This is a genomic window from Larkinella sp. VNQ87 (genome assembly GCF_049445795.1).
In the GTDB taxonomy this organism is placed as follows: Bacteria; Bacteroidota; Bacteroidia; order Cytophagales; family Spirosomataceae; genus Larkinella.
Window position 1 is genome coordinate 58,393 of sequence record NZ_JBMSDT010000004.1, and the last position, 20,875, is coordinate 79,267.

The 20,875-nt window shown below is 52.1% G+C and carries 17 protein-coding genes; 9 read left to right on the top strand and 8 right to left on the bottom strand.

Annotation, left to right across the window (positions count from 1 at the left end; all coding sequences use genetic code 11):
- Nucleotides 1-3 precede the first annotated feature (3 nt).
- A complete protein-coding gene (locus tag ACO2Q8_RS07620; protein WP_423344190.1) occupies nucleotides 4-993 on the top strand; it encodes a LiaI-LiaF-like domain-containing protein in 990 nt (329 codons plus the stop codon).
- 735 nt (nucleotides 994-1,728) lie between these two features.
- The gene (locus ACO2Q8_RS07625; RefSeq protein WP_423344191.1) at nucleotides 1,729-5,205 is read left to right on the top strand and encodes a CotH kinase family protein; all 3,477 of its coding nucleotides are present in this window, start codon (nucleotides 1,729-1,731) and stop codon (nucleotides 5,203-5,205) included.
- Between the two features lie 20 nt (nucleotides 5,206-5,225).
- On the opposite strand, the gene ACO2Q8_RS07630 is transcribed toward ACO2Q8_RS07625, so the two are convergent.
- On the bottom strand, nucleotides 5,226-6,464 hold the full coding sequence (locus tag ACO2Q8_RS07630) for an ABC transporter permease (RefSeq protein WP_423344192.1): 1,239 nt from the start codon (nucleotides 6,462-6,464) through the stop codon (nucleotides 5,226-5,228).
- A 270-nt stretch (nucleotides 6,465-6,734) separates the two neighbouring features.
- Between ACO2Q8_RS07630 and ACO2Q8_RS07635 the strand changes: the two genes are divergently transcribed.
- The 4 genes from ACO2Q8_RS07635 (at nucleotide 6,735) to guaA (ending at nucleotide 12,722) form a co-directional block, all read left to right on the top strand.
- Entirely contained in the window at nucleotides 6,735-7,442 is a 708-nt protein-coding gene (locus tag ACO2Q8_RS07635; RefSeq protein WP_423344193.1) for a GAF domain-containing protein, read from the top strand.
- Nucleotides 7,443-7,708: 266 nt separating this feature from the next.
- Nucleotides 7,709-8,938, top strand: coding sequence for an exo-beta-N-acetylmuramidase NamZ family protein (locus tag ACO2Q8_RS07640; protein ID WP_423344194.1), 1,230 nt, complete (start codon nucleotides 7,709-7,711; stop codon nucleotides 8,936-8,938).
- A gap of 102 nt (nucleotides 8,939-9,040) precedes the next feature.
- On the top strand, nucleotides 9,041-11,074 hold the full coding sequence (locus ACO2Q8_RS07645; RefSeq protein ID WP_423344195.1) for a sialate O-acetylesterase: 2,034 nt from the start codon (nucleotides 9,041-9,043) through the stop codon (nucleotides 11,072-11,074).
- 115 nt (nucleotides 11,075-11,189) lie between these two features.
- Nucleotides 11,190-12,722: a glutamine-hydrolyzing GMP synthase gene (gene guaA / locus ACO2Q8_RS07650; protein WP_423344196.1), complete on the top strand. Its 1,533-nt coding sequence runs from the start codon at nucleotides 11,190-11,192 to the stop codon at nucleotides 12,720-12,722.
- Between the two features lie 99 nt (nucleotides 12,723-12,821).
- Here guaA and ACO2Q8_RS07655 read toward each other — a convergent pair whose 3' ends face one another.
- A complete protein-coding gene (locus ACO2Q8_RS07655) occupies nucleotides 12,822-13,016 on the bottom strand; it encodes a hypothetical protein (RefSeq protein ID WP_423344197.1) in 195 nt (64 codons plus the stop codon).
- An 11-nt stretch (nucleotides 13,017-13,027) separates the two neighbouring features.
- Nucleotides 13,028-13,285 (bottom strand): hypothetical protein, encoded by a 258-nt coding sequence (locus tag ACO2Q8_RS07660; protein ID WP_423344198.1) that lies wholly within the window; start codon nucleotides 13,283-13,285, stop codon nucleotides 13,028-13,030.
- Nucleotides 13,286-13,444: 159 nt separating this feature from the next.
- On the opposite strand from ACO2Q8_RS07660, the gene ACO2Q8_RS07665 reads away from it, so the two are divergent.
- A complete protein-coding gene (locus tag ACO2Q8_RS07665) occupies nucleotides 13,445-14,236 on the top strand; it encodes an alpha/beta fold hydrolase (protein WP_423344199.1) in 792 nt (263 codons plus the stop codon).
- Between the two features lie 43 nt (nucleotides 14,237-14,279).
- Here the strand turns inward: ACO2Q8_RS07665 and ACO2Q8_RS07670 are convergent, their stop codons facing one another.
- Nucleotides 14,280-14,594: a hypothetical protein gene (locus ACO2Q8_RS07670; protein WP_423344200.1), complete on the bottom strand. Its 315-nt coding sequence runs from the start codon at nucleotides 14,592-14,594 to the stop codon at nucleotides 14,280-14,282.
- A 149-nt stretch (nucleotides 14,595-14,743) separates the two neighbouring features.
- Here ACO2Q8_RS07670 and ACO2Q8_RS07675 point away from each other — a divergent pair, with 149 nt between their 5' ends.
- Complete coding sequence (locus tag ACO2Q8_RS07675) at nucleotides 14,744-17,191, top strand: penicillin acylase family protein (RefSeq protein WP_423344201.1); 2,448 nt, start codon at nucleotides 14,744-14,746, stop codon at nucleotides 17,189-17,191.
- A 200-nt stretch (nucleotides 17,192-17,391) separates the two neighbouring features.
- Here ACO2Q8_RS07675 and ACO2Q8_RS07680 read toward each other — a convergent pair whose 3' ends face one another.
- The 4 genes from ACO2Q8_RS07680 to ACO2Q8_RS07695 form a co-directional block, all read right to left on the bottom strand.
- On the bottom strand, nucleotides 17,392-18,072 hold the full coding sequence (locus ACO2Q8_RS07680) for a hypothetical protein (RefSeq protein WP_423344202.1): 681 nt from the start codon (nucleotides 18,070-18,072) through the stop codon (nucleotides 17,392-17,394).
- A gap of 84 nt (nucleotides 18,073-18,156) precedes the next feature.
- Nucleotides 18,157-18,528 (bottom strand): GntR family transcriptional regulator, encoded by a 372-nt coding sequence (locus ACO2Q8_RS07685; RefSeq protein WP_423344203.1) that lies wholly within the window; start codon nucleotides 18,526-18,528, stop codon nucleotides 18,157-18,159.
- 2 nt (nucleotides 18,529-18,530) lie between these two features.
- Complete coding sequence (locus tag ACO2Q8_RS07690; RefSeq protein WP_423344204.1) at nucleotides 18,531-19,325, bottom strand: hypothetical protein; 795 nt, start codon at nucleotides 19,323-19,325, stop codon at nucleotides 18,531-18,533.
- Nucleotides 19,326-19,436: 111 nt separating this feature from the next.
- Nucleotides 19,437-20,270, bottom strand: coding sequence for an ATP-binding cassette domain-containing protein (locus tag ACO2Q8_RS07695; RefSeq protein ID WP_423344205.1), 834 nt, complete (start codon nucleotides 20,268-20,270; stop codon nucleotides 19,437-19,439).
- Between the two features lie 271 nt (nucleotides 20,271-20,541).
- On the opposite strand from ACO2Q8_RS07695, the gene ACO2Q8_RS07700 reads away from it, so the two are divergent.
- Nucleotides 20,542-20,874 carry a hypothetical protein gene (locus tag ACO2Q8_RS07700; protein ID WP_423344206.1) on the top strand — a complete coding sequence of 111 codons (333 nt, stop codon included), beginning with the start codon at nucleotides 20,542-20,544 and terminating at the stop codon, nucleotides 20,872-20,874.
- The last annotated feature ends 1 nt before the right edge of the window (nucleotide 20,875 follow it).

Sequence of the window (20,875 nt, forward strand, 5' to 3'; positions counted from 1 at the left end):
GCTATGAACCGAACAGGCTTATTCTGGGGCATCGCGCTGATTACGCTGGGCGTAGTCTTCCTGGCTCACAACTACGGGTGGTTTTACGTCGACTGGAGTTTCTTTTCCCAGTTCTGGCCGGTGCTGATCATTCTGGCCGGTTTAAACTTAATTTTTCAGCGTCGGAATCCCGGGGCGGCACTGGTCACCACAGTCTTGCTGGCGGTTTCGGTCCCGCTCGCCATTGTGGGGGCTTTTCACGGAAATCGCTGGCATAACGACCGGTATGAATACCATTATGATTCTGATGACGATGATCAAAGTCAGCAACAACACGATGGGAAGGAGGAAGAGGAGAACCGGGATGAAGACCGTCCAAAAGTTCAGACCAGTCATATTGCCGAACCCATGGATGCGACGATTCAGCAGGCTAAGCTGCGGTTTGAAAGCGGAGCGGGTCGGTTTTACATCGGTTCCCCTTCCGACAGCCTGATCGAAGCGGATACGCGGATGAGTGTCAGTAAGTACAGCATGTCGGTGAGTCGTAGCGACGAAACCCGTTCGGCCGACATCGACCTGCAACTGGACGACGAAAACATCAAACTCAAGTCGGGCGAATTGGTCAACGTGGTTGATCTTCGGCTGAATGCGAAACCGGCCTGGTCATTTGATTTTGGGATTGGGGCCGGACAGGCCAATTTTGACCTGAGTGCCTACGATGTCCGGTCGGTAAAACTGGGTGCGGGAGCTGCCGACATCGATTTGAAACTGGGCGATCGAGCTCCGCAGTCGATGGTGAAGATTGAATCCGGCGTTACATCTGTTACCCTGAAAGTACCGAAAACCGTTGGTTGCCAGGTCGAAACGCAAGGGGCGTTGACCGTTAAAAAACTAGATGGCTTCGATGAGATTGGGGGAGGAGTTTATCAGACACCGGGCTATGCCGCAAGTCCGAAGAAAATCACCGTCCGGTACGAAGGAGGTGTCTCCCGGTTTGCGGTCGAGCGATACTGAGGGGATGGCTGATAACTAAGTTGAAAGGTCGCCCGGGAAAGAAGGGAGTTGAAAACAAAAAAGACGTCAGATGGAAGCCAGCGCTTTTGTCTGACGTCTTTTTTGTTTGACGGGGTGGTGTCCGGTTGTTGTGATTGGGACGCCAATACGGATGAACGAAGTAGACGGGCTTCGGCTGAATACAAGGGCTTTTATCAGACGAGTTTTGCAACGATGCTGACGTATAGTTAAGTAGATTTAGGGAAGTAAGGTCAATGATTTGAACCTGTAGAAGAGGCTGTGAAAAGCAAAATTTACTAGGGTTATCTAATTCTTTCCGCGAATAATTATACCCCGGTTTTGATCGTACTTTTTCTTTCGTAAGAAGGAGAAAAAAATCTTGAATAGGTAAATTATTTCTGCTTCCGTAAAATAAGTTAAGCAAATTTAAGTTGCATATGGGGCCGAATCAGGCCAATTTCAAAAAAAATCTTATAAAAAAAGAGAAAAAATTTGTATGTATTTACAATATTGACTAATCGACTCAAAAAGTTAGATAATTCGATTAGGGTTGCGGGTAGTTTGCAAGGTAAAGAAAGGGTCGGTTAAGTAATTTATGCATTTTCCTTGCAAGGGACATTTTGATACAAATCAGTGTGCCCCTAATGATTGATTAAACTAAGTAATAGTGCTCGTTAGTTAGGTTCGGCTTATCGTCAGTTTTTGTATGTAGCAATTTTTACTTCTCTGTTCTGTATGAAGGTTTTTGCGAGTACCCGCCTGCCGCTCATCAGTGGCCTGGTCTGCCTGTTCCTGTCCATTTCAACTGTGTTTGCCCAATCCATTACCATCCCGGTGGGCGACTACCAGGTTGACAACGGTCTAAGGCTGATTATTTGCAACAAAATCCCCTCGATTCCATCTTCTCCCCAAACACTAAACCTGATTTTTGACAAGACCTACAGCTATGCATCGAATGGGTCAGGATTCGAGGTTGGAAAAGAGTATGTTTTGAGCAGTGCCTCCGGGAGTTACAAGCTTTACTTTACCACCTTTCCCCTAATTTCGTTCAATACCAACGGTCAGCCCGTGAGCGAAGACGATAACCGAACGCCGGGAATGGTGGCTGTTGGCGATGGGATAAACCCGGTTTTTACTGCCAGCATGGGCATCCGGGTGAGGGGAAACACCTCCAGACTCTATCCTAAAAAATCGTTTAACATGGAGTTGTGGAAGGATTCGAACGGAAACGAAGAACTGGAAACTTCGTTGCTTGGGATGCGGGAAGACAGTAAATGGCTTTTTCTGGCGCTCTACAACGAACCGTTGCGCGTCAATAATGCGGCTGCCTGGGCAAGCTGGCTCAGGATACACCAACTGTATTTTCTGTCCCAGGAACCCGGAGCGTTGGCCGGAATCCGGATGCGGTATTGCGACGTGTTCATCAACAATTCGTACCACGGCGTTTACGCAATTAGCGAAGACCTGGACCGCAAACAATTGAAGCTGAAGAAGACCCGCGATTCGGGAGAGATCAGGGGGGAACTGTACAAATCGGGCGCAAAAACCGATGCGACGGCGTTTCTGCCGGTTTTTAACAACAATCTGTTGCCGCCTTTTTATAACAACTCCTCAACCTGGGCAGGCTACGAAATGGATTATCCGAAAGCACCGTACTGGAATAATCTGTCCGGGCTAGTCAATTTTATTGCCAAATCCTCCGATGGCGATTTTAAAAGCCAGGTGGGGGCTAAGTTTAAACTGGACAATCTGATCGATGTATTCCTGTTCTTAAATGCAATCGGGGCGACGGAAGATAATTTTGGGAATAACCAGTTTTTTGCCCGCTACAAGGAAAATGAGCCGTATCTGCTGCTACCCTGGGATTTTGACGTTTCGTTCGGAAACATTAACAACAAAATGGATGCATCTACGGAAAACATTCGGAGCAACGGTTTTTTCCATCGTCTTTTAACGCTGAACCCCAGCGGATTTAAAAGCCGAATGCGCAAACGCTGGTTTGCATTGAGGCAGGGAGAATTGGCAACGGCAACGTTCAAAAAAAGATTAACCGACACGATTAGCCAGTTAACCAGCGAAGGAGCCTATAAACGGGAGGAATTGCGCTGGCCATCGTCCCTGCGGCTCTCCGAACAAACCGCCATCCTGACCTGGATCGACAACCGAATGGTTTTTCTGGATAAATACTTTTCCGATTTTCCTGAACAGGACCCTTCCGCCGTTGACATCGGATTGCAAACGTTTGTAGGCCATGCTACCGACGGAGGCAAGCTATTGCAGTGGTCGACGAGCATTGAGAAGGAATCCAGCCGGTTTGAAATTGAATTTAGCACCGACGGTCTGACTTATTCAAAAGTAGGTCAGGTAGCGGCTGCGGGCAACAGTGGCAGTACGAAGACGTACTCGTTCACGCACCCGGATGTTTCGCCCGTGGCATATTATCGGTTAAAGCTGATTAACCAATACGAGTTGTTTACCTACAGCCCGGTGGTGGTCATCGGTGGCTGTGCTTCTCCGCCCGCTGCTCCCTCGGTTAGTGCCAGCCTGACAGCCATCAATGCCGGACAAAGCACGGTTTTGAAGGCTACCGGTTGCGCGAATACGGTTTTATGGAATACCGGACAAACCGGAAGTCAGATTACCGTAACGCCGGGATCGACAACGGTTTACCAGGCTCTTTGTCGTCAGGCTGCGGGTTGTGAGAGCGCTTTATCCGCACCGGTTTCTGTCAGTGTTACCATCCCAACGGCGTATGAAGGCTATCTGACGACGGCTAGCTGTACGGTAATTTCGGGTTGGGCCTGGGATGGCAAAAAGCCCAACTCACCCGTCTCGGTTGAAATTCTGGAGGGCCAAACGGTGGTTGCCTATGCCGTGGCCGATATTTTCCGCCCGGACCTGAAATCGGCGGGAAAAGGAAATGGACAACATGCGTATGCGTTTGACACACCGGCATCATTAAAAGACAATAAACCGCACACGTTGTCGGCCCGCGTAAAAGGAAGCACGGTGGCTCTGAAGCTAACACCGAAGTCACTGACGTGTCCGCCGACCAACGCAGTACCGGTGGCTCCTGCCATTGCGCCCTTATCGGCTACCCTCAACACGGCGTACTCCCGAACCTTACCCATGTTCTTCGACGGTGATTACGGTGCGATGTTTTACAGCCTGAGCGGGTTGCCCAACGGACTGAGCTTTTCGCCCATTGAGCGGGAAATTACCGGTACGCCGACGGTTTCTGGAACCTTTCCGCTGACGTATTCTGCCAACGACGGGCAGGTGACGACTACCCAAACGGTTAATCTCGTTGTGAAAGAATCCGGAAGTACGGTTATCAATCAGCCGCCCCAGGCTCCGGTCGTCAACCCGCTGTCGGCTACGGTCAATGCCGGGTTTTCGACTACCTTACCGGCTTTTACCGATACCGACCCGCTGACGTATTCTCTGGATGGCTTGCCCAATGGATTAGCCTTTAATTCCGCCACCCGCCAGATCACTGGCACGCCGACAGCGAGTGGTGCCTTCAGTTTGACTTACACGGCTACCGATCCCCAACAGGCCCGCAGTACGCTCAGTATCAGTCTGACAGTGAGCCCGGCCATCACCACGCCTGCGACGGTGACGGGCAATTTCGAGGGCTATCTCGACAAGGTTGAATGTGGCTCGATTCGGGGTTGGGTCTGGGATCGCAACAAACCCAACACGCCCCTGATGGTGGAGTTCTTTGCCAACAACGTGTCGATCGGTACGGCGCTGGCTGACATCTACCGCCAGGATCTGAAAAATGCGGGCAAGGGCAATGGAGCACACGTGTACAACTTCCCGACTCCGTCCAGCGTCAAAACCGGTACCCCATATCAGATTAGTGCCAAAGTGCAGAATAGTAACTTTACGCTGAGTTGGTCGCCCAAGTCGCTCACCTGTCCGTCGGGGAGTCGGGAGTCGGCCGAGGAAGCAGAAGGGACTGAGGAACTGGTGGTGTGGCCCAATCCGACGAGTGGTCGTTTTGAGGTCAGCTACCGGCTGGAGGCAGATCAGGGGTCGGAGTTGTCGGTGGTGGATGGTGAGGGGAGGATCTGGTATTGTAAGAACGTGGAGGGGGTAGGTGTCCAGCGGCAAGTGGTATCGTTAACGGGTGCACAGGGGGTGTTTGTCGTCCAGATGCGACGGGGAAATACCCTTAAAACCAAAAAGATAATTATCGGACGGTGAAATAAGAGGGCGAAAGCCCTCTATTTTTTGAAGACCAGGGCTTTCACAGGCTGAATGCGGGTTGCTACCAGTGTCGGGAGCCACATGACCAGCGCAATCAGTAGGATGGTAGCCAGATTTACCAGCGCTATAACCGGAAAATTCCAGGCAATCGGAACGGTATCCATGTAATAGTTTTTGGGGTCGAGCGGAATGAGTTTGAAATAGTATTGAATGGCACATAAACCCAGGCCCAGCAAATTGCCGAGCAGCAGCCCTTTGATCACCATGTTCAGGCCAACGTAAAGAAAAACGCGCCTGATCAAGGTATTCGGACTACCAAACGCTTTCAACAAACCGATCATCGGCGTCCGTTCGAGCATCAGCACAAGTAAGATGGCGACCATGTTGAATCCGGCTACAAACAGAATCAGGACCAGAAAAATACCGGTGTTCTGGTCGAGCAGCATCATCCAGTCGAACAGCGGTTTGTAGGTATCCGTCACCCGCATGGGGCGCATATCGGGCGAGGCCACGTCCCGAACTTGCCGGTAGACAGCATCTACCTGGTCGAAGTTGCTGACAAAAATCTCATAGCTTCCCACCGAATCGGATCCCCAGTTGTTGAGTTGCTGAATGAGCCGCAAATCGCCGATCACCATAACGTTATCGCCTTCTTCCAGCCCCGTATCGTAAATACCCGTCACCTGAAGTTTGCGGGGACGAAGCGTATTTCCGATAAAATACATGATCACGTCCTGACCGACGCCGAGTTGCATCCGGTCGGATATTCGTTTGCTGATCAGCACCTGGCACGAATAGTTCGGGTTGCATTGGACCGTGTCCGAAAAAAACGAGGGTATACGGCCCGCAACCAGCGCGCTTTGAAACAAACTCCAGTCATATTCCCGCCCAACGCCCTTCAAAATCGCGCCCGAAAGCTCGTCGGTGGTTTTGAGCATCCCGGCTTTGGTCGCTACGCTCTGGATATGCCGAAGACCATCGATCGATTTGGCTTTCTGGTAAAGGGGTGTTTTAACTGACAAGGGCGTTTCCTCGTACGAATTATTCAGCGAGAATTTCGACACGGTTATGTGCGAACCGAACACGAATATTTTCTGCTCAATACCGTCTTTGTACCCGAATAAAACCGCAAAGGCAATGATGATGCTGGCCAGGCCGATGGCAATGCTGGCAATCCCGACTTTGGTGACGGTGGCCGAAAAACTCGTGGAAGTCGTGTGGCGAATGCGCCGGGCAATGAAAAACGGAACGTTCAAGGGAAAAAATGGTTTGCGGTCGGGCCGTTTTTAGAAAACCGGTTCACCCTTATAAACGGAAAACAAGCGAAAGCGGTGACGGTTTTCGATAAAAAACCGTATAAAAGTAACAGATGGGTGCGGGACTGCCTAATTACTCGTCCGTGTACCGCGTGAAATGTTTAGATATTGCAGGCATAAATTTTGTGTAACTTGTTACTGGTTCGGAATAACGGACGGACCAAACTCACACGAGAAGCAATCATCAGGTTTTATTGATTACAAAAGTTCATGAAACAGGCTCCCTTACCTTCCAATGAAGCTACCCGCTTGCAGGCCCTTGAAGCATACAATTTACTCGATACCCTACCTGAACCGGTCTTCGACGATATTACCCGGCTGGCGTCAGAAATCTGTCGGACACCTATTTCACTCGTCAGTCTGGTGGATAAAGACCGACAGTGGTTCAAGGCCAAACAGGGGCTGAAGGCAGACCAAACACCCCGGGAATACTCGTTTTGTGCCCATGCAATTCTGAAACCCGAAGAGATTTTTGTGGTACCTGATGCCCGGCAGGATGAACGGTTTCATGATAATCCGCTAACCACCGGCGATCCGTATGTCGTTTTTTACGCGGGTGTTCCCTTAGTCACACCGGATGGAAATGCGCTGGGCTCGTTGTGCGTCATCGACAAGCGCCCCCGCACCCTGACCGAAAATCAGTTGATGTCGTTGAAGGCTCTGGGCAGGTGGGTGTCTACGGAATTTGAATTGAGAAAAACCAGAAAAGCGCTGGAATCCACACAAACCAATCTGAAAACCGTTCGGCAGGAGCGGAACAAGGCGAAACAAATCCTGCTGGGCGACATATATCCAATGGCCCAGTCCCTCATCCAGACCAGCGAAGCCCTCCTGGATAACGCCCCCCGGGCCGACCAGGTCAGCGGGCTGAATGCAATCCTGCAAACCGGTTTTTCGCTACGAAATGTGAGTAGTTAAGCGGGGGGCTCAGCATAAAGTGTTTATAAGGTTGTTACACAGGGTTAATCAGAGTTCATCAAAGTTTCTTTGATTCCCTCTGATTAACCCTGTGTAACAACCTGGAAACTGGCACTATTTAACCGCTTATATACACTCCTCATACGCAGGATTTAAGGGAGAATATTACCTTTGGGGATATTTTTAGCCAAGCAGTTGTGTAAGCCCTTCAAGCGACTGATGTTTTTGTTTTGAAAATCAGCTTCCAGCATAAACGAATCGTAACTATGCTCCCAACCGGGAAATTGCTCATCCTGACTGCCCTGCTGACGGTATTGGGGTTGCCCCTAAGCTGCTCAGGACAAACCGACCAGAAAACCGATGCAGCGGCATCGTCCGAAAGCATCCGGACCGGGGCCGAGCAGATGCATCTTTACCTGCCTGAACTGCTTGGCAAACGAGTTGGAATGATTGTGAATCATACCTCCGTGATTGGCAAAACGCACCTGGTTGACACGCTGCTGTCAAAAGGCGTGAAGATCAAAACCATCTTCGCACCCGAACACGGTTTTCGAGGCCAGGCCACCGATGGCGAAACGATCGCCAATGGCCGCGATCCGCGCAGCGGGGTGCCGATCATATCCTTATACGGCGCCAACCGCAAACCGACGAAGGCACAACTGGATTCGTTGGATGTGCTGGTGTTCGATATCCAGGATGTTGGAACCCGGTTTTATACCTACATCAGTACCATGCACTACGCGATGGAGGCCTGTGCCGAATACAAAAAACCGTTTATTGTGCTGGATCGGCCCAATCCCAACGGTCGCTACGTCGACGGTCCGGTTCTGAATCCGAAATTCCGGTCGTTTGTCGGAATGCACCCGGTCCCGATTCTGCATGGCCTGACCGTGGGCGAACTGGCCCGGATGATCAACGGCGAAAAGTGGCTCGAAAAGCCGGCAAACACAACGACAGAACTGCTCTGCCCGCTGACGGTTGTGCCGGTGAAAAATTACACCCACCAATTGCCTTATACGTTACCGGTGGCGCCCTCACCCAACCTACCTAACCAGCAGGCTATTCTGCTGTATCCAACGCTCTGCCTGTTCGAAGGGACTATCGTCAGCGTCGGGCGTGGTACCGATAAGCAGTTTCAGGTGATCGGTGGGCCGGATAATCCCAAGTTCGGATCCTATCAATTCACGCCGGTCGATAAACCGGGCGCAATGAACCCTCCCCAGGAAGGTAAGGTATGCTATGGGCTGGATTTGTCAGGCATTGATGCAAGCAGGCAGGGACTATCGTTGAAATACCTGATTGATTTCTACAACAAAGCCGTTGACAAGGACAAGTTTTTTCTGGCGACCAACTACATCTACAAATTGTACGGAAACGACCAATTGCCGCTGCAACTCAAAGCCGGTCTGAACGAAGCCGCTATCCGCAAAACCTGGGAGCCTGGACTGAGCGAGTATAAGACGAAACGAAAAAAGTACCTGATTTACCCGGATTAATGCGCTGTTTTGCCGATTATCATGCGATTTACCCGGTTTTCATAGGCACATTTTTCCTTAACTTGTTGACGAAATAAAGACGCATCCGTTGGAAACGTGTGTATGATTAAATGCTATACGCTTTTAGGGTGGGTATTACTCACGCTGTGCCCCTTGCTCGGGCGAACTCAGGTTACGGTTCAGTGGCAAAAGTGGCCTTCTGCTTTGCAGCTCTATCCCCGCGACGACCAGAACAAGGCTGAAGTGCCCATTGCCGGTCTTCTGCAATCCACTGCTTATTCGCACGCATCGGTGCTTGTGTTCAAAAATGGAGTACGCTGGAAATACCAGCGGACAGCAGTTGAAAAAACTGGAAATCAATCCCGGTTTGCGTTCAATACTTCCATCGAAGCCGGGTTGAATACCTACAAGTTTGCGGTTTATGCCATCAACAATACGGATTCGGTGCTGGTCGATTCGCGAGACAACATTGTTTGTGGGGATGTTTTTCTGTTCAATGGGCAATCCAACCTGACCGGTTATTACCCCACGGACTATTTCTACCGGAATGATTTTCTGCGGACGTTTGGCAATAGTGCATCCGATCAGCTCGATTCGGCCTGGCACATCTCCAATGTGCAGGAAGGGCAGGTGGGCCGGATCGCAACCGAGTTTCAGCGCCTGATTCTCGAAAATTATGGTATGCCCACCTGCGTGATTAACGGAGCCGTTGGGGGTACCTCAATCAAAAGCCATATTTTCCGGAATCTGGCCAATCCGGCCGATCCCGGCACGTTATACGGAAGGCTACTGTATTGGGCCCGCAAGGCTGGGGTGGTCGATCAGGTGAAAGCCTTCGTCTGGCGGCAGGGCGAAAACGAAGCCGGGGGCGGTTCGGCCGTGGGCTACGAAGAAGACATTAGGCTGTTGTACACCAACTGGCAAACTGATTTTCCGACTATTCAGAAGTACTACATCGCCCAGGTAAACCTGCTACCCGATGTCAATCAACGGGCCGCCGAACTGCGGGATTTTCAGCGCCGGACGCCCCAGATTTTCCCGAAAACCGACGCCATCGCCACTGTTGGGCTGCCTTCATACGATGGCGTTCATTACGGCCCGCCCGGGCAGGTCCAGTTTGCCTACGAATTATTCCGAATGGTTGCCCGTGATTTCTACCAGGAAAAAGATACCGAGGGAGTTTCTTCGCCAGCCATTCAGAAAGTGTACTACCGTACCAAGGCGCAGGATGAGGTTGTGCTGGAATTTGAACCGGGTGCTCGCATGGTCTGGAAACAGGATACAGTGGTCGATGGGCAAACGCGCGACATCCGGGACTATATTTACTTTGACTACGCCCACGTTCAACAGGAACGGGTGATTGCGAGCGGCCAGGCCGACGGAAACCGGGTTATTCTGAAACTGAGCAAACCGATTGCGGCCAAAACCATCACGTATCTGCCCGACCGGTCGGAAAAACCGTTCGGCGGGCCATTCCTGAAAAACCGGCGGGGAATGCGGGCATTCACGTTTCATAACGTAGCCATTGGCGCAGCTCCTACCGACCCGGAACCGCCCCTGAACGTCTACGAGGGCAACCTCGAAAGCGTCAGTTGTGCATCCATTCAGGGCTGGGCGTATAACAAAGGCTATCCCGACAAGCCGGTGACGGTGGAACTGCTGGCGAACAATCTGGTCATAGATTCCCTGAAAGCCGATGACCCCCGCGAGGGTGCCGGAAACCGGGGCTTCAACTTTGCCTTCCCGGCTTCTCTGAAAAACGGTCAGAATCAGGTTATTGCGGTGCAGGTCAAGGGAACGGACTATGTCTTGCCGGGCAGTCCGAAAAACCTGACCTGCGCCAAACCCGAACCCCCCATTCTGTCGACTCCTCCGCTGGAAACGCTGTCGGTGACCGTGTATCCCAATCCATCGCAGGGACGGCTCTTCGTCCGGGTACTCATTCCGGTCCTGCAGGCCGCCACCTTCCAGCTCGTCGACCAGACCGGGCGGCTGATCTGGCACAAAACCGTCCCAGGAACCGGCAAACTGCACGAAGAACTGATCGACATTCCGGTAACGAGCACGCAGGCGATTCTGGTTTCGGTCCAGGTCGGGGAGCGGAGGGCCGTTCGAAAAGTGTTGTTGAGCCGGTAAATCCTGGTGCGATCAGACGGTTTTGATGTGAAAATGGAGAATACCGGTGGGGATTGTATCCGATCAGTTGTCCGGTTGGTAAAAACACCCTAATTTTGTGTTTTAGAAACGTACCATGACAACCGAACAAATACTGATCCTCGATTTCGGTTCGCAATACACCCAACTCATCGCCCGCCGGGTACGCGAACTCAATGTCTACTGCGAGATTCATCCTTACAACCATCTTCCAACCATCAACCACGACGTAAAAGGTGTCATTCTGTCCGGCAGTCCGTGCTCGGTTCGGGACGAGGACGCGCCGATGGTGCACCTGGCCGCTTTTCGGCATAAGTTACCAATCCTGGGCGTTTGTTACGGCGCTCAACTGATGGCGCACACCAGTGGGGGCGAAGTCAAACCATCGGCCATTCGCGAATACGGGCGCGCGAAACTAAGTACCCTCAACACCGATAACGAACTGCTGAAAGGGCTGGATGTCAATACGCAGGTCTGGATGTCGCACGCGGATACCATCACCTCCGTACCCGATAATTTTCAGATCATTGCCTCGACCGAAAGCGTGCGCGTAGCGGCTTTTCAGGTGGAAAACGAACCGACGTACGGAATCCAGTTTCACCCGGAAGTGACTCACTCGACCCAGGGCAAAACACTCCTGAGAAACTTCGTGGTCGATATTTGCGGCTGCTCACAGGACTGGACCGCCGAGTCGTTTGTCGAATCCACGATCGCCGATCTGAAACAGAAACTGGGCAACGATAAGGTGGTGATGGCGTTGTCGGGCGGGGTCGATTCGTCGGTAGCGGCTACGCTGGTTCACCGGGCCATTGGCCAGAATTTGTACTGCATTTTCGTAGACAACGGTTTGCTGCGGAAAGATGAGTTCGAAAATGTGCTCGAATCCTACCAGCATCTCGGATTAAATATCAAAGGTGTCGATGCCAAAGAGCAGTTCTACACCGCGCTGGCCGGTCTGACCGATCCGGAAGCGAAACGCAAAGCCATCGGCAAGACATTTATTGATGTTTTCGACCAGGAATCACACCTGATTGAAGATGTAGACTGGCTGGGTCAGGGAACGATTTACCCGGACGTGATCGAGTCGGTATCGGTGAAAGGACCGTCGGCGACCATCAAATCGCACCACAACGTGGGCGGTTTACCCGATTTCATGAAGCTAAAAGTGGTAGAACCGCTGAATACGCTCTTCAAAGACGAAGTTCGGGCGGTGGGCAAAACGCTTGGTTTACCGGATGCCATTCTGAAACGTCACCCGTTCCCCGGCCCCGGTCTGGCGATCCGGATCCTGGGCGATATTACCCCCGAAAAAGTGCATATTCTCCAGGAAGTGGATGCGTTGTACATCAACGGCCTGAAAAAATACGGGTTGTACGATCAGGTCTGGCAGGCCGGAGCCATTCTGCTGCCGATTCAGTCGGTAGGGGTGATGGGCGACGAACGGACCTACGAACGGGTTGTTGCCCTACGCGCCGTGACGAGCGTTGATGGTATGACTGCCGACTGGGCACATCTGCCGTATGAGTTCCTGGCCGATATTTCCAACGAAATCATCAACCGTGTCAAAGGCGTTAATCGCGTCGTCTACGACATTTCCTCCAAGCCCCCCGCCACCATCGAGTGGGAATAGGAGGAGTTAAGAGTTAAGAGTTAAGAGTTAAGAGTTGGCTGACGCATTCTATTCCATTGAGGCAGAGCAACTCTTAATTCTTAACTCTTAATTCTTAACTCAGTCTAATTCGGTTTCGGTGTCGTTTTCCGGCTCCCGGTAAAGCGTCGATTGCATGGGGTCTGGGTCCGGGTCGGGGAGGGTTCCGGAGGAACTCAGTTCTGGTTCCCGTTCTTCACCAAGGTCTTCACTGTTGCGGGCAAAAGTTGAAGCCACGCCCTGATTTTCGTCTTTGGCCGGATTATACGATTCCATCGTTTCTTCGTTTAGGTTCCACTACCACCCCGGGCTACTTTGCCACCGAGGGCGTAATTATCGTCGTAATGGTGATCATGCTCCCCGGTCGGGTCGCCGTCTTCGTCCAGCGGTTCATCGTAGAGTTCGTTCCGGTCCGCTGTTTCTTCCAATTCATCATCGCCATCTTCCATTGCGGCACCGCTCTGGTTCGTAAAGATGACGGGGTCCATCCGCAGCACCCGCGAACCCATCAGGTCGGGGTCTTCTGCCCATAACACGTTTTTCATAGCTGTACGTACCCACGGACCTTAGTCCGTGTTTATGAGTTTACACTAGCCCAGTGTTAATACCAACTCACACGGACTGAAGTCCGTGGGTACGTATATAACCTCCGCCAGGTCGAAAGGTTTTTTTCGTACTTTACCTACCGTAATCATCCCGAACTCGTGAAAGCAATTCTTGCGTTTCTAATCCTGGCAGGTACTGCGTTGGCCCAAACCACCCGTGAACCGCTGTTTACCTCCTTCGATGGAACTAAAATACATTACGAGGTAGCCGGAATAGGCAAGCCCGTTGTGCTCGTGCACGGTTTTATGGGCAGCACGCAATCGTGGCAGAAGACGGTGTTGCGGCAAGCACTGCTGGATGCAGGTTACCAAGTGGTGCTGCTCGATTTACGGGGTAACGGGCTATCCGACAAACCACATTCCCTGGCGGCTTACCAGAACGATGCCGAAGCCCGCGACATCATGGCGTTGATGATGTACCTCGGATTGAAAAACTACGACGCTGTCGGGTATTCGCGCGGATCGATCATTACGGCTCGGTTGCTGGTCCTCGACAAAAACCTGCATTCGGCAGTTTTGGGCAGAATGGGAGCTGATTTTACCGATCCGAACTGGGCGCGTCGGAGGGCGTTTGCAGAGTTGTTCAGTGGGAAGGCGCACCTGCATCCGGAGTTTGAGGGAGCGTTAAATTCGGCCAAAAACCGGGGACTGGATACGCTGGCGCTCGGTTTTCAGCAGCAGACCCAGCCCTCAACCAGCCCGAAAGAACTCGGCCGGGTCAAAATTCCGGTGTTGATTATTTCCGGTGATCAGGATGAAGACAATGGCCGGGCGGCTGATCTGGCAAAAATGCTGCCCAAAGCGATATTGAAAACCGTACCGGGTAACCACAACAACACGTCGGGTTCGGAAGGCTTTGCGCGGGAGGTACTGGCGTTTTTGAAGCAATAAGAAGTACAAACCGCCGGACCGACCCGGCGGTTTGTGAAAATGATCAGGCTGTTTCGGCCATCACCAGTACGTCGACCCAGCCGTTGTACCGATCATCGATGTTGCCGGAACTGTCGCGAATCAGGAAATCGACGTCAAAACAGACGGCATTGCCTGCTTCAATCCGTACATTTCGGATTTCGATTTCCTGACGCCAAACGTGGTGGTCTTCGCCGGTGTAACCGAGGTTAAAGCTTTTCAACGCGGCTTCCGCTCGACGAATGGAACGGTCGAACACAACCTTCTGGTTGGTTTGTGTGTTGGTGCTGCCGGTAGTCGGCACGAAATTGACACGCCGGGTTCTGAAATCAACTGCCATACTTGTAATTGGTTAAGGGTGAACAGAATAATCAGGTACTGCCCCAAAGGTGGTCGATTGAAGACTCATTTTTTAGAGTGGATGTACGGAATTTACCGGATGCGTACTTGTAGCAGAATGTGCGTGATTTCCACTGCGCAAAACCACGTATGAAATTCATAGATGTTACGAAATGGAGCTTTCCCGCTTATCTATGTTTGCTGGGATGGCTCTTAGCGAGCCCGACGGGTTGCACCCAATCATCCGAAACGCTTCAACTTCCCGGCCTGGAACAGTCCGTCGAAATCCTGCGGGATCGCTGGGGAGTTTCGCATATTTACGCCCATAACGAACACGATCTGTTTTTTGCGCAGGGCTACAACGCGGCTTCCGACCGGTTGTTTCAACTTGAAATCTGGCGTCGGCAGGCTACCGGTACTGTCGCCGAACTGCTGGGTCCGCGGGAAATCAAACGCGATCACGGCACGCGGTTGTTCCGGTTTCGGGGCAATCTGGAGCAGGAGCTTAAGCACTACCACCCGCACGGCCCGCAGATCGTTCAGGCGTTTGTGGACGGCATCAATGCCTACATTCGACACATCAACCAAACCCCCGAACGGCTGCCGGTGGAGTTTCAGGTGTTGAACATAAAGCCCGGTTTCTGGACGCCCGATGTAGTGGTCAGCCGCCACCAGGGCTTATTGGAAAACGTACGTGAAGAGTTAAATTACGGTCGACTGGTTCATTTGATGGGTCCGGATAAAGTCCGGGAATTAGCCTGGTTTCATCCCGCATTAAAAACCGGCGAACCTGATTTGACGTTGGCTGTCAACGGAGCCGAACTTTTTCAGCCCATCCTGGCCTTGTACGAAGCCTTCCGGCTACCAATCCGGTTTTCCGACAAAGACCTGGGTTTGGGTCCCACCGAAGAGGAAGCTACCCGCTGGTTCATGAGCGAAAAAACGTTGGAGGGTTCCAATAACTGGGTGGTCAGTGGCAAGCGGTCTGCGAGCGGTTTTCCGATGCTGGCGAATGATCCGCACCGGGCACAAAGCGTTCCTTCGCTGCGGTATTGGGTGCATCTTCATGCGCCGGGCGAATCCACGCGGGGCGAATCCACGCCGGGCGAATCCACGCCGGGATGGGATGTTGTAGGGGCAGGAGAACCGGCCTTGCCGGGGATTTCCGTGGGGCATAACGCGTTCGGGGCTTGGGGCCTGACCATTTTTGAAACCGATACCGAGGACTTGTACGTGTACGAAACCAACCCGGCCAACCCGAATCAATATCGGTATAAAGGACGCTGGGAAAATTTGCGAACGCTGGCGGACACCATCCAAGTCAAAGGCCAAAAACCGGTTGCGGTTTCTTTGAAGTATACACGACACGGCCCGGTGGTATTTGAAGACGGAAAAAATCATACCCTCTATGCGGTGCGGGCGGCCTGGCTCGAAACCGGCTGTGCGCCGTATCTGGCTAGTTTGCGCATGAATCAGGCCCGAACCTGGTCTGAATTTCGGCAAGCCTGTACGTTTAGCCGAATTCCGGGCGAAAATATGGTCTGGGCGGGGCGGCTAGCAGGCACGATTGGCTGGCAGGCAGCCGGGATTTCGCCCATTCGCCGGAACTGGTCGGGGCTCGTGCCGGTGCCGGGCGATGGACGGTTTGAGTGGGAAAGTTTTTTGCCCATTGAGCAATTGCCCAACCGGACCAATCCACCGCAAGGCTTTCTGGTGACGGCCAATAACAACCTGATTCCGAGTGGTTTTTTGCACCGGGACGCCGTTGGCTGGGAATGGGCTTCACCGTCGCGTGCCGACCGCATTGCGGAGGTGCTGACCCAAAAACCGAGGCACTCCCTGAGCGATTTTAAAAAGTTGCAGGCTGATTATCTTTCGGTTCCGGCCCGGCGGCTGGTACCCTTGCTGAAGGAGTTGCCGACACCGGACGAATCGGTCGAGTGGGCACGGCAGCAATTGCTACACTGGGATTATCGCCTTGAGCCGGGTTCGGTTCCGGCCGCAGTGTATGTGGCCTGGGAAAACCGGTTGCGTACGGAAGTCTACGAGCGGGTCGTGCCCGAAAAAGCGTGGAAATACATGAATGCAATCGCAACCGAGCGGTTGATTCAGTGGTTGCAGCCCGGTTCGAGAGGCCCACTGAACGCTGCTGAACGGTCGGAAGTTGTGTCAAGCAGTCTGGCAAATGCCGTGGCCGACCTGACCGAGCGGCTGGGGGAGGATCGTTCACGGTGGCAGTATGGGCAACCCGGTTACAAGCATGTCCGGATGGTGCATCCGCTGAGCAATCTCATGACGCCCCAACAAGCTGCCGAATATTCGATTGGCCCGCTTGCACGCGGTGGTTACGCTGAAACCGTTAACAGCACGGGCAATAACCTGAACCAGGACTACGGGGCCAGTTTTCGGATCCTGGTCGATACCCAGGATTGGGATAAAACGCTGGGGATCAACAATCCCGGCCAGTCCGGCAACCCGGCCAGTCCACACTACCGCGATCTCTTCCCGATCTGGGCCCGGAACGCGTATTTCCCGGTCTACTTCACGGAAGAAAAAATCAAAACCGTCACGGAAAGCCGGACGGTTTTGGAGCCGTGACAGTATGCGGTATACAGTTTTCTGTTTTCAGTGGGCTGACGCATTCAAAGGCGGAGTACCGAAAACCGTATACCAAGGCTGTTTAAACTTTTATTTAAGAGGCTTTTGTCATCCCGATGCCAGGAGGATCTTCGGGTGAGACTAACATTCCCCCGGCGCTTGTAGATCCCTCCTGGCATCGGGATGACAAAAAGCACTCATCAGGGCTTGATTTTACCCAACAAACTACCGGGCATTTTTACCGTTGCAAGGCTGTCGGTTTGCAGAGAGAGTGCGCCGAAGACATCGCGTTCGACGATGAAAAGCGAACTGTCGCGGGAGGTAATCGTGGCCCGGCCGATGCGGTTGTCGGGTTTGGTATGGAGTTCGCTACCCCGGGAATCCGTTACGGTTAGATTTCCGATGGCGCTGTTTGAGATCAGAACGCCCCCATGTTGCTGCCAGATGGTCAGGTTGTCGGCCTGAAACCGTTTCAGGTTACAGCTTACCTGATCGGTATAAAGGGCGGTTAGGGTGGGGGTCAGGATGATGGCTGCGGGCTGGGCATCGAAATACATGTTGGCATAGGGGTGCCAGTGAACTTCTTTCGGTTTGTAACTTACCAGCAGGGTGTCGCCCTGCGAGCGGAACGTAAACAGGTCTTTTTCCTTATCGGATAGTCTGATTTCGGAGGATGGGCCGGTTTGTACGCTGAGCAGCCCGGCATTGTTTCCCTCCAGTTTCAGCACCCGGAACGGTTTTATGTTTCGGACGGAAAGACCGTAGAACGGATCATTGAAATCGATTTTGTCGTGTTCGGCCTTCAGGGCCAGGTTCGCGCCGATGAGCGTCAGCAGCCCGACGGTAAAGAGCGCAATCAGGAGTTTATTGCTGGTTTTCATGAGTTTGCGGTTTTTCGGTATACGGTATACTGTTTTCGGTTTATTGCCAATTAATTACCTGGAAATGAATGCGTCAGTCTACCGTTATTTAAACTCGACCTCCAAAAAGGCTTTGTAGCGTTGTTCGATTTCGTCCAGGCTGATGTTGAGCAGGTACAGGTTGCGGAAAAACTGCGGTAACTCGGTTTCCAGAAACTGCTCCCTTCGGTGTGATTTAATGCGCTCCGGGGCATCGTCGGACGCAAAATACCCGATGCCGCGTTTGTTGTAAATGATGCTTTTCTGCTGCAAAAAATCGTAGGTCCGCACGACGGTATTGGGGTTTACCTCGAGTTCCACGCCCAAGTCCCGCACCGACGGAATCCGCCCGCCCGGCGGCCACTGGTCGAGCAGGATTTTCTCGCAGACAAAATCGGCGATTTGGAGGTAAATGGCTTTTTGATCCAGAAAATCCATGCTTACAATTCTTTTTCTTTAAAACGCACGTAGGCAATGTACCACAAGGCCGGTAAGATAAGCAGCAGGATGGTATTGACCAGGAGTTGGGCGCTGCCCGCCAGTCTGACCGTGTAAGACCTGCGGTTTTCGACAAAATGAATTGCCTGAAATAAGTCAAAACCGTAATGAGGCCTTTCCGGAAACAACAGACGAATGATGAGGTCATTCAGGAATATTTGCGTGATGAAAAAAAGCACAAAGGCCAAAACGGCGGTTTTGACAAATGGCAGCTTCGCGAAGTAAATGGACCCGACCAGGAAAAATGACGGCGTAATGAAACAGAAGTACCGGAACTCCATGTTGATGTAATCACTGCACAAATCCAGCAATTCATACCGGGGGCTACCCGTCGGCAGGCGCTGGTTGATCATCGAAAAACAAATGCCTTCGATGCAGTAGAAAACCCCAATAAAAACCGGTACGAACAGGACCAGCATCAGAAAAGCGACTAAAAATTTTTCAACCTGCGAGGCCGGAAGGGTCAGGTACGGAATACCGCGAACCGGTGTACTGACCACCCGGAACAGTTCACTGGCAAACCAGGCCCCGGCTCCGCAAAAAATAAAGGTGAACATCGTTCCGTGGTTCCGATAGATGGATTCGCTGAACGTGGAGACTTTGATGGCTGCCGGTAAAAGCATCACTAACCAGATGCCCATCAGTACGCCCGCACCCAGCAGATAAGGCTTCAGGTGCTCGGAGAGGTGTAGTTTCAATAAGAGACTAAAGCGGTGAAAACTAAAGAGTTGGCTCATGGGGTTAGCGGAAAGACGATAGACAGGAGGCAAGCGACAACAGCGGAGCGGGTTGGCCCAACAGGAGGGCGGTCAGCAAAATAAGAACGAGTGGAACCGTGCGCATACCCATTAGCGGAATAGGTTTTTGACGCCACTACGATTGGTGACGATGGCGTTAAAGAGCCGTTCCAGGTCGACTTTGCTATCTTCCTGTTCCCGGTTTTCCATCACAACCGAATACCCGCGCAGCGAAGGTTCGGCGTAGAGTACCCCCTCGGTTTCGGCCACGGTGCTGAGCGTGCTGAACAGCAACCGCTCGCTGATGTAGGCCAGGCTATGGTTGAGCAGAATCTCGCTTTCGTCGACAATGATGATGCCATCGATGAGGTGGTCGAGGTCGCGGACCTGGTGGGTTGAGATGAGCATCAGCCGGTCGTCGGCCAGGGCCGAGGAGACTACTTTCCGAAACTGGCTTTTCGACGGAATATCCAGCCCGTTGGTCGGTTCGTCCATGATCAGGATGCGGGTGTTGGTGGCCAGTCCGAAGCTGATGATGACTTTCTTTTTCTGGCCATACGACATCGCCGTCAGTTTCTGGTCGGGTGGCACGTCGAACTCGGCGAGGTGTTTCCGGAACTGCGACTCGCTGAATTTCGGGTAAAACGGCCCCATCGTGTCGATGTAGCGGTTGAGTGAAATCGATGGCAGGTAGATCTCCTCCGGAATGAAATACAGTTCTTGCAAAAAAGCCGGTTCGCGTCGGGCCGGCGTAAAACCGGCAACCCGTACGGTGCCGGCCGTTGGGTAGAGCAGGCCCGCCATCAGCCGCAGCAGGCTTGATTTACCGGCGCCGTTTTTCCCAAGCAGGCCGTAGATGCTGCCCGGTTGAAGCAACAGGCTAAGGTCCCGGTACAGGATTTTCTTCGGTGAGTAGCCAAAGGTTAGGTTTGCGAGTTCTATCATAGTTATAGTGTGCTATTTAACTAATACACTGTAAAGCACCAGAATTCTTTTGAAATTGTCAAGGGACGTCGCTAATAAAATTTCGGGAGTATAAGGCACAAAACGAAACGTAAACTTTCACAATTCCAAACGTAAAAATAGGTGTACAGCCCATTTTGTATTTATTCCATTTTCGACGCCCAAAACCCTTTCACTTTTGCAGCATGGCACCTGTAAAATGAAATCAATAGCCTATCTTGCAGAATATTAGGCCATAAAACCCCTTTTCGCCGTGAAATGCAGCGTCTGCCTTACTGAGATTTCCAACGAAGAAGTTTCACAATTTGCCGCCTATGGCGGGTTGCCATCACCTTGTTGTATCACTTGTTTTGAAGCAAACGACTTCAATGTTCAATCTCTTGAGCAACTGGCAGCCAAAAGTCTTTTGAAAAGAGTGGAAAGCATAATTTATGGACCCAGAGGCTCAAAGGAGCTTTTGTACAGCAACGGGCCTATAGCGGATGCCACGGTTGATATAAACACAATCACAAGGGCCGACTTTATCAATATACCTTCGGCACAGTGGAGCATGGACCCTGATTATGTCAATACAAAAAAAGGCTGAC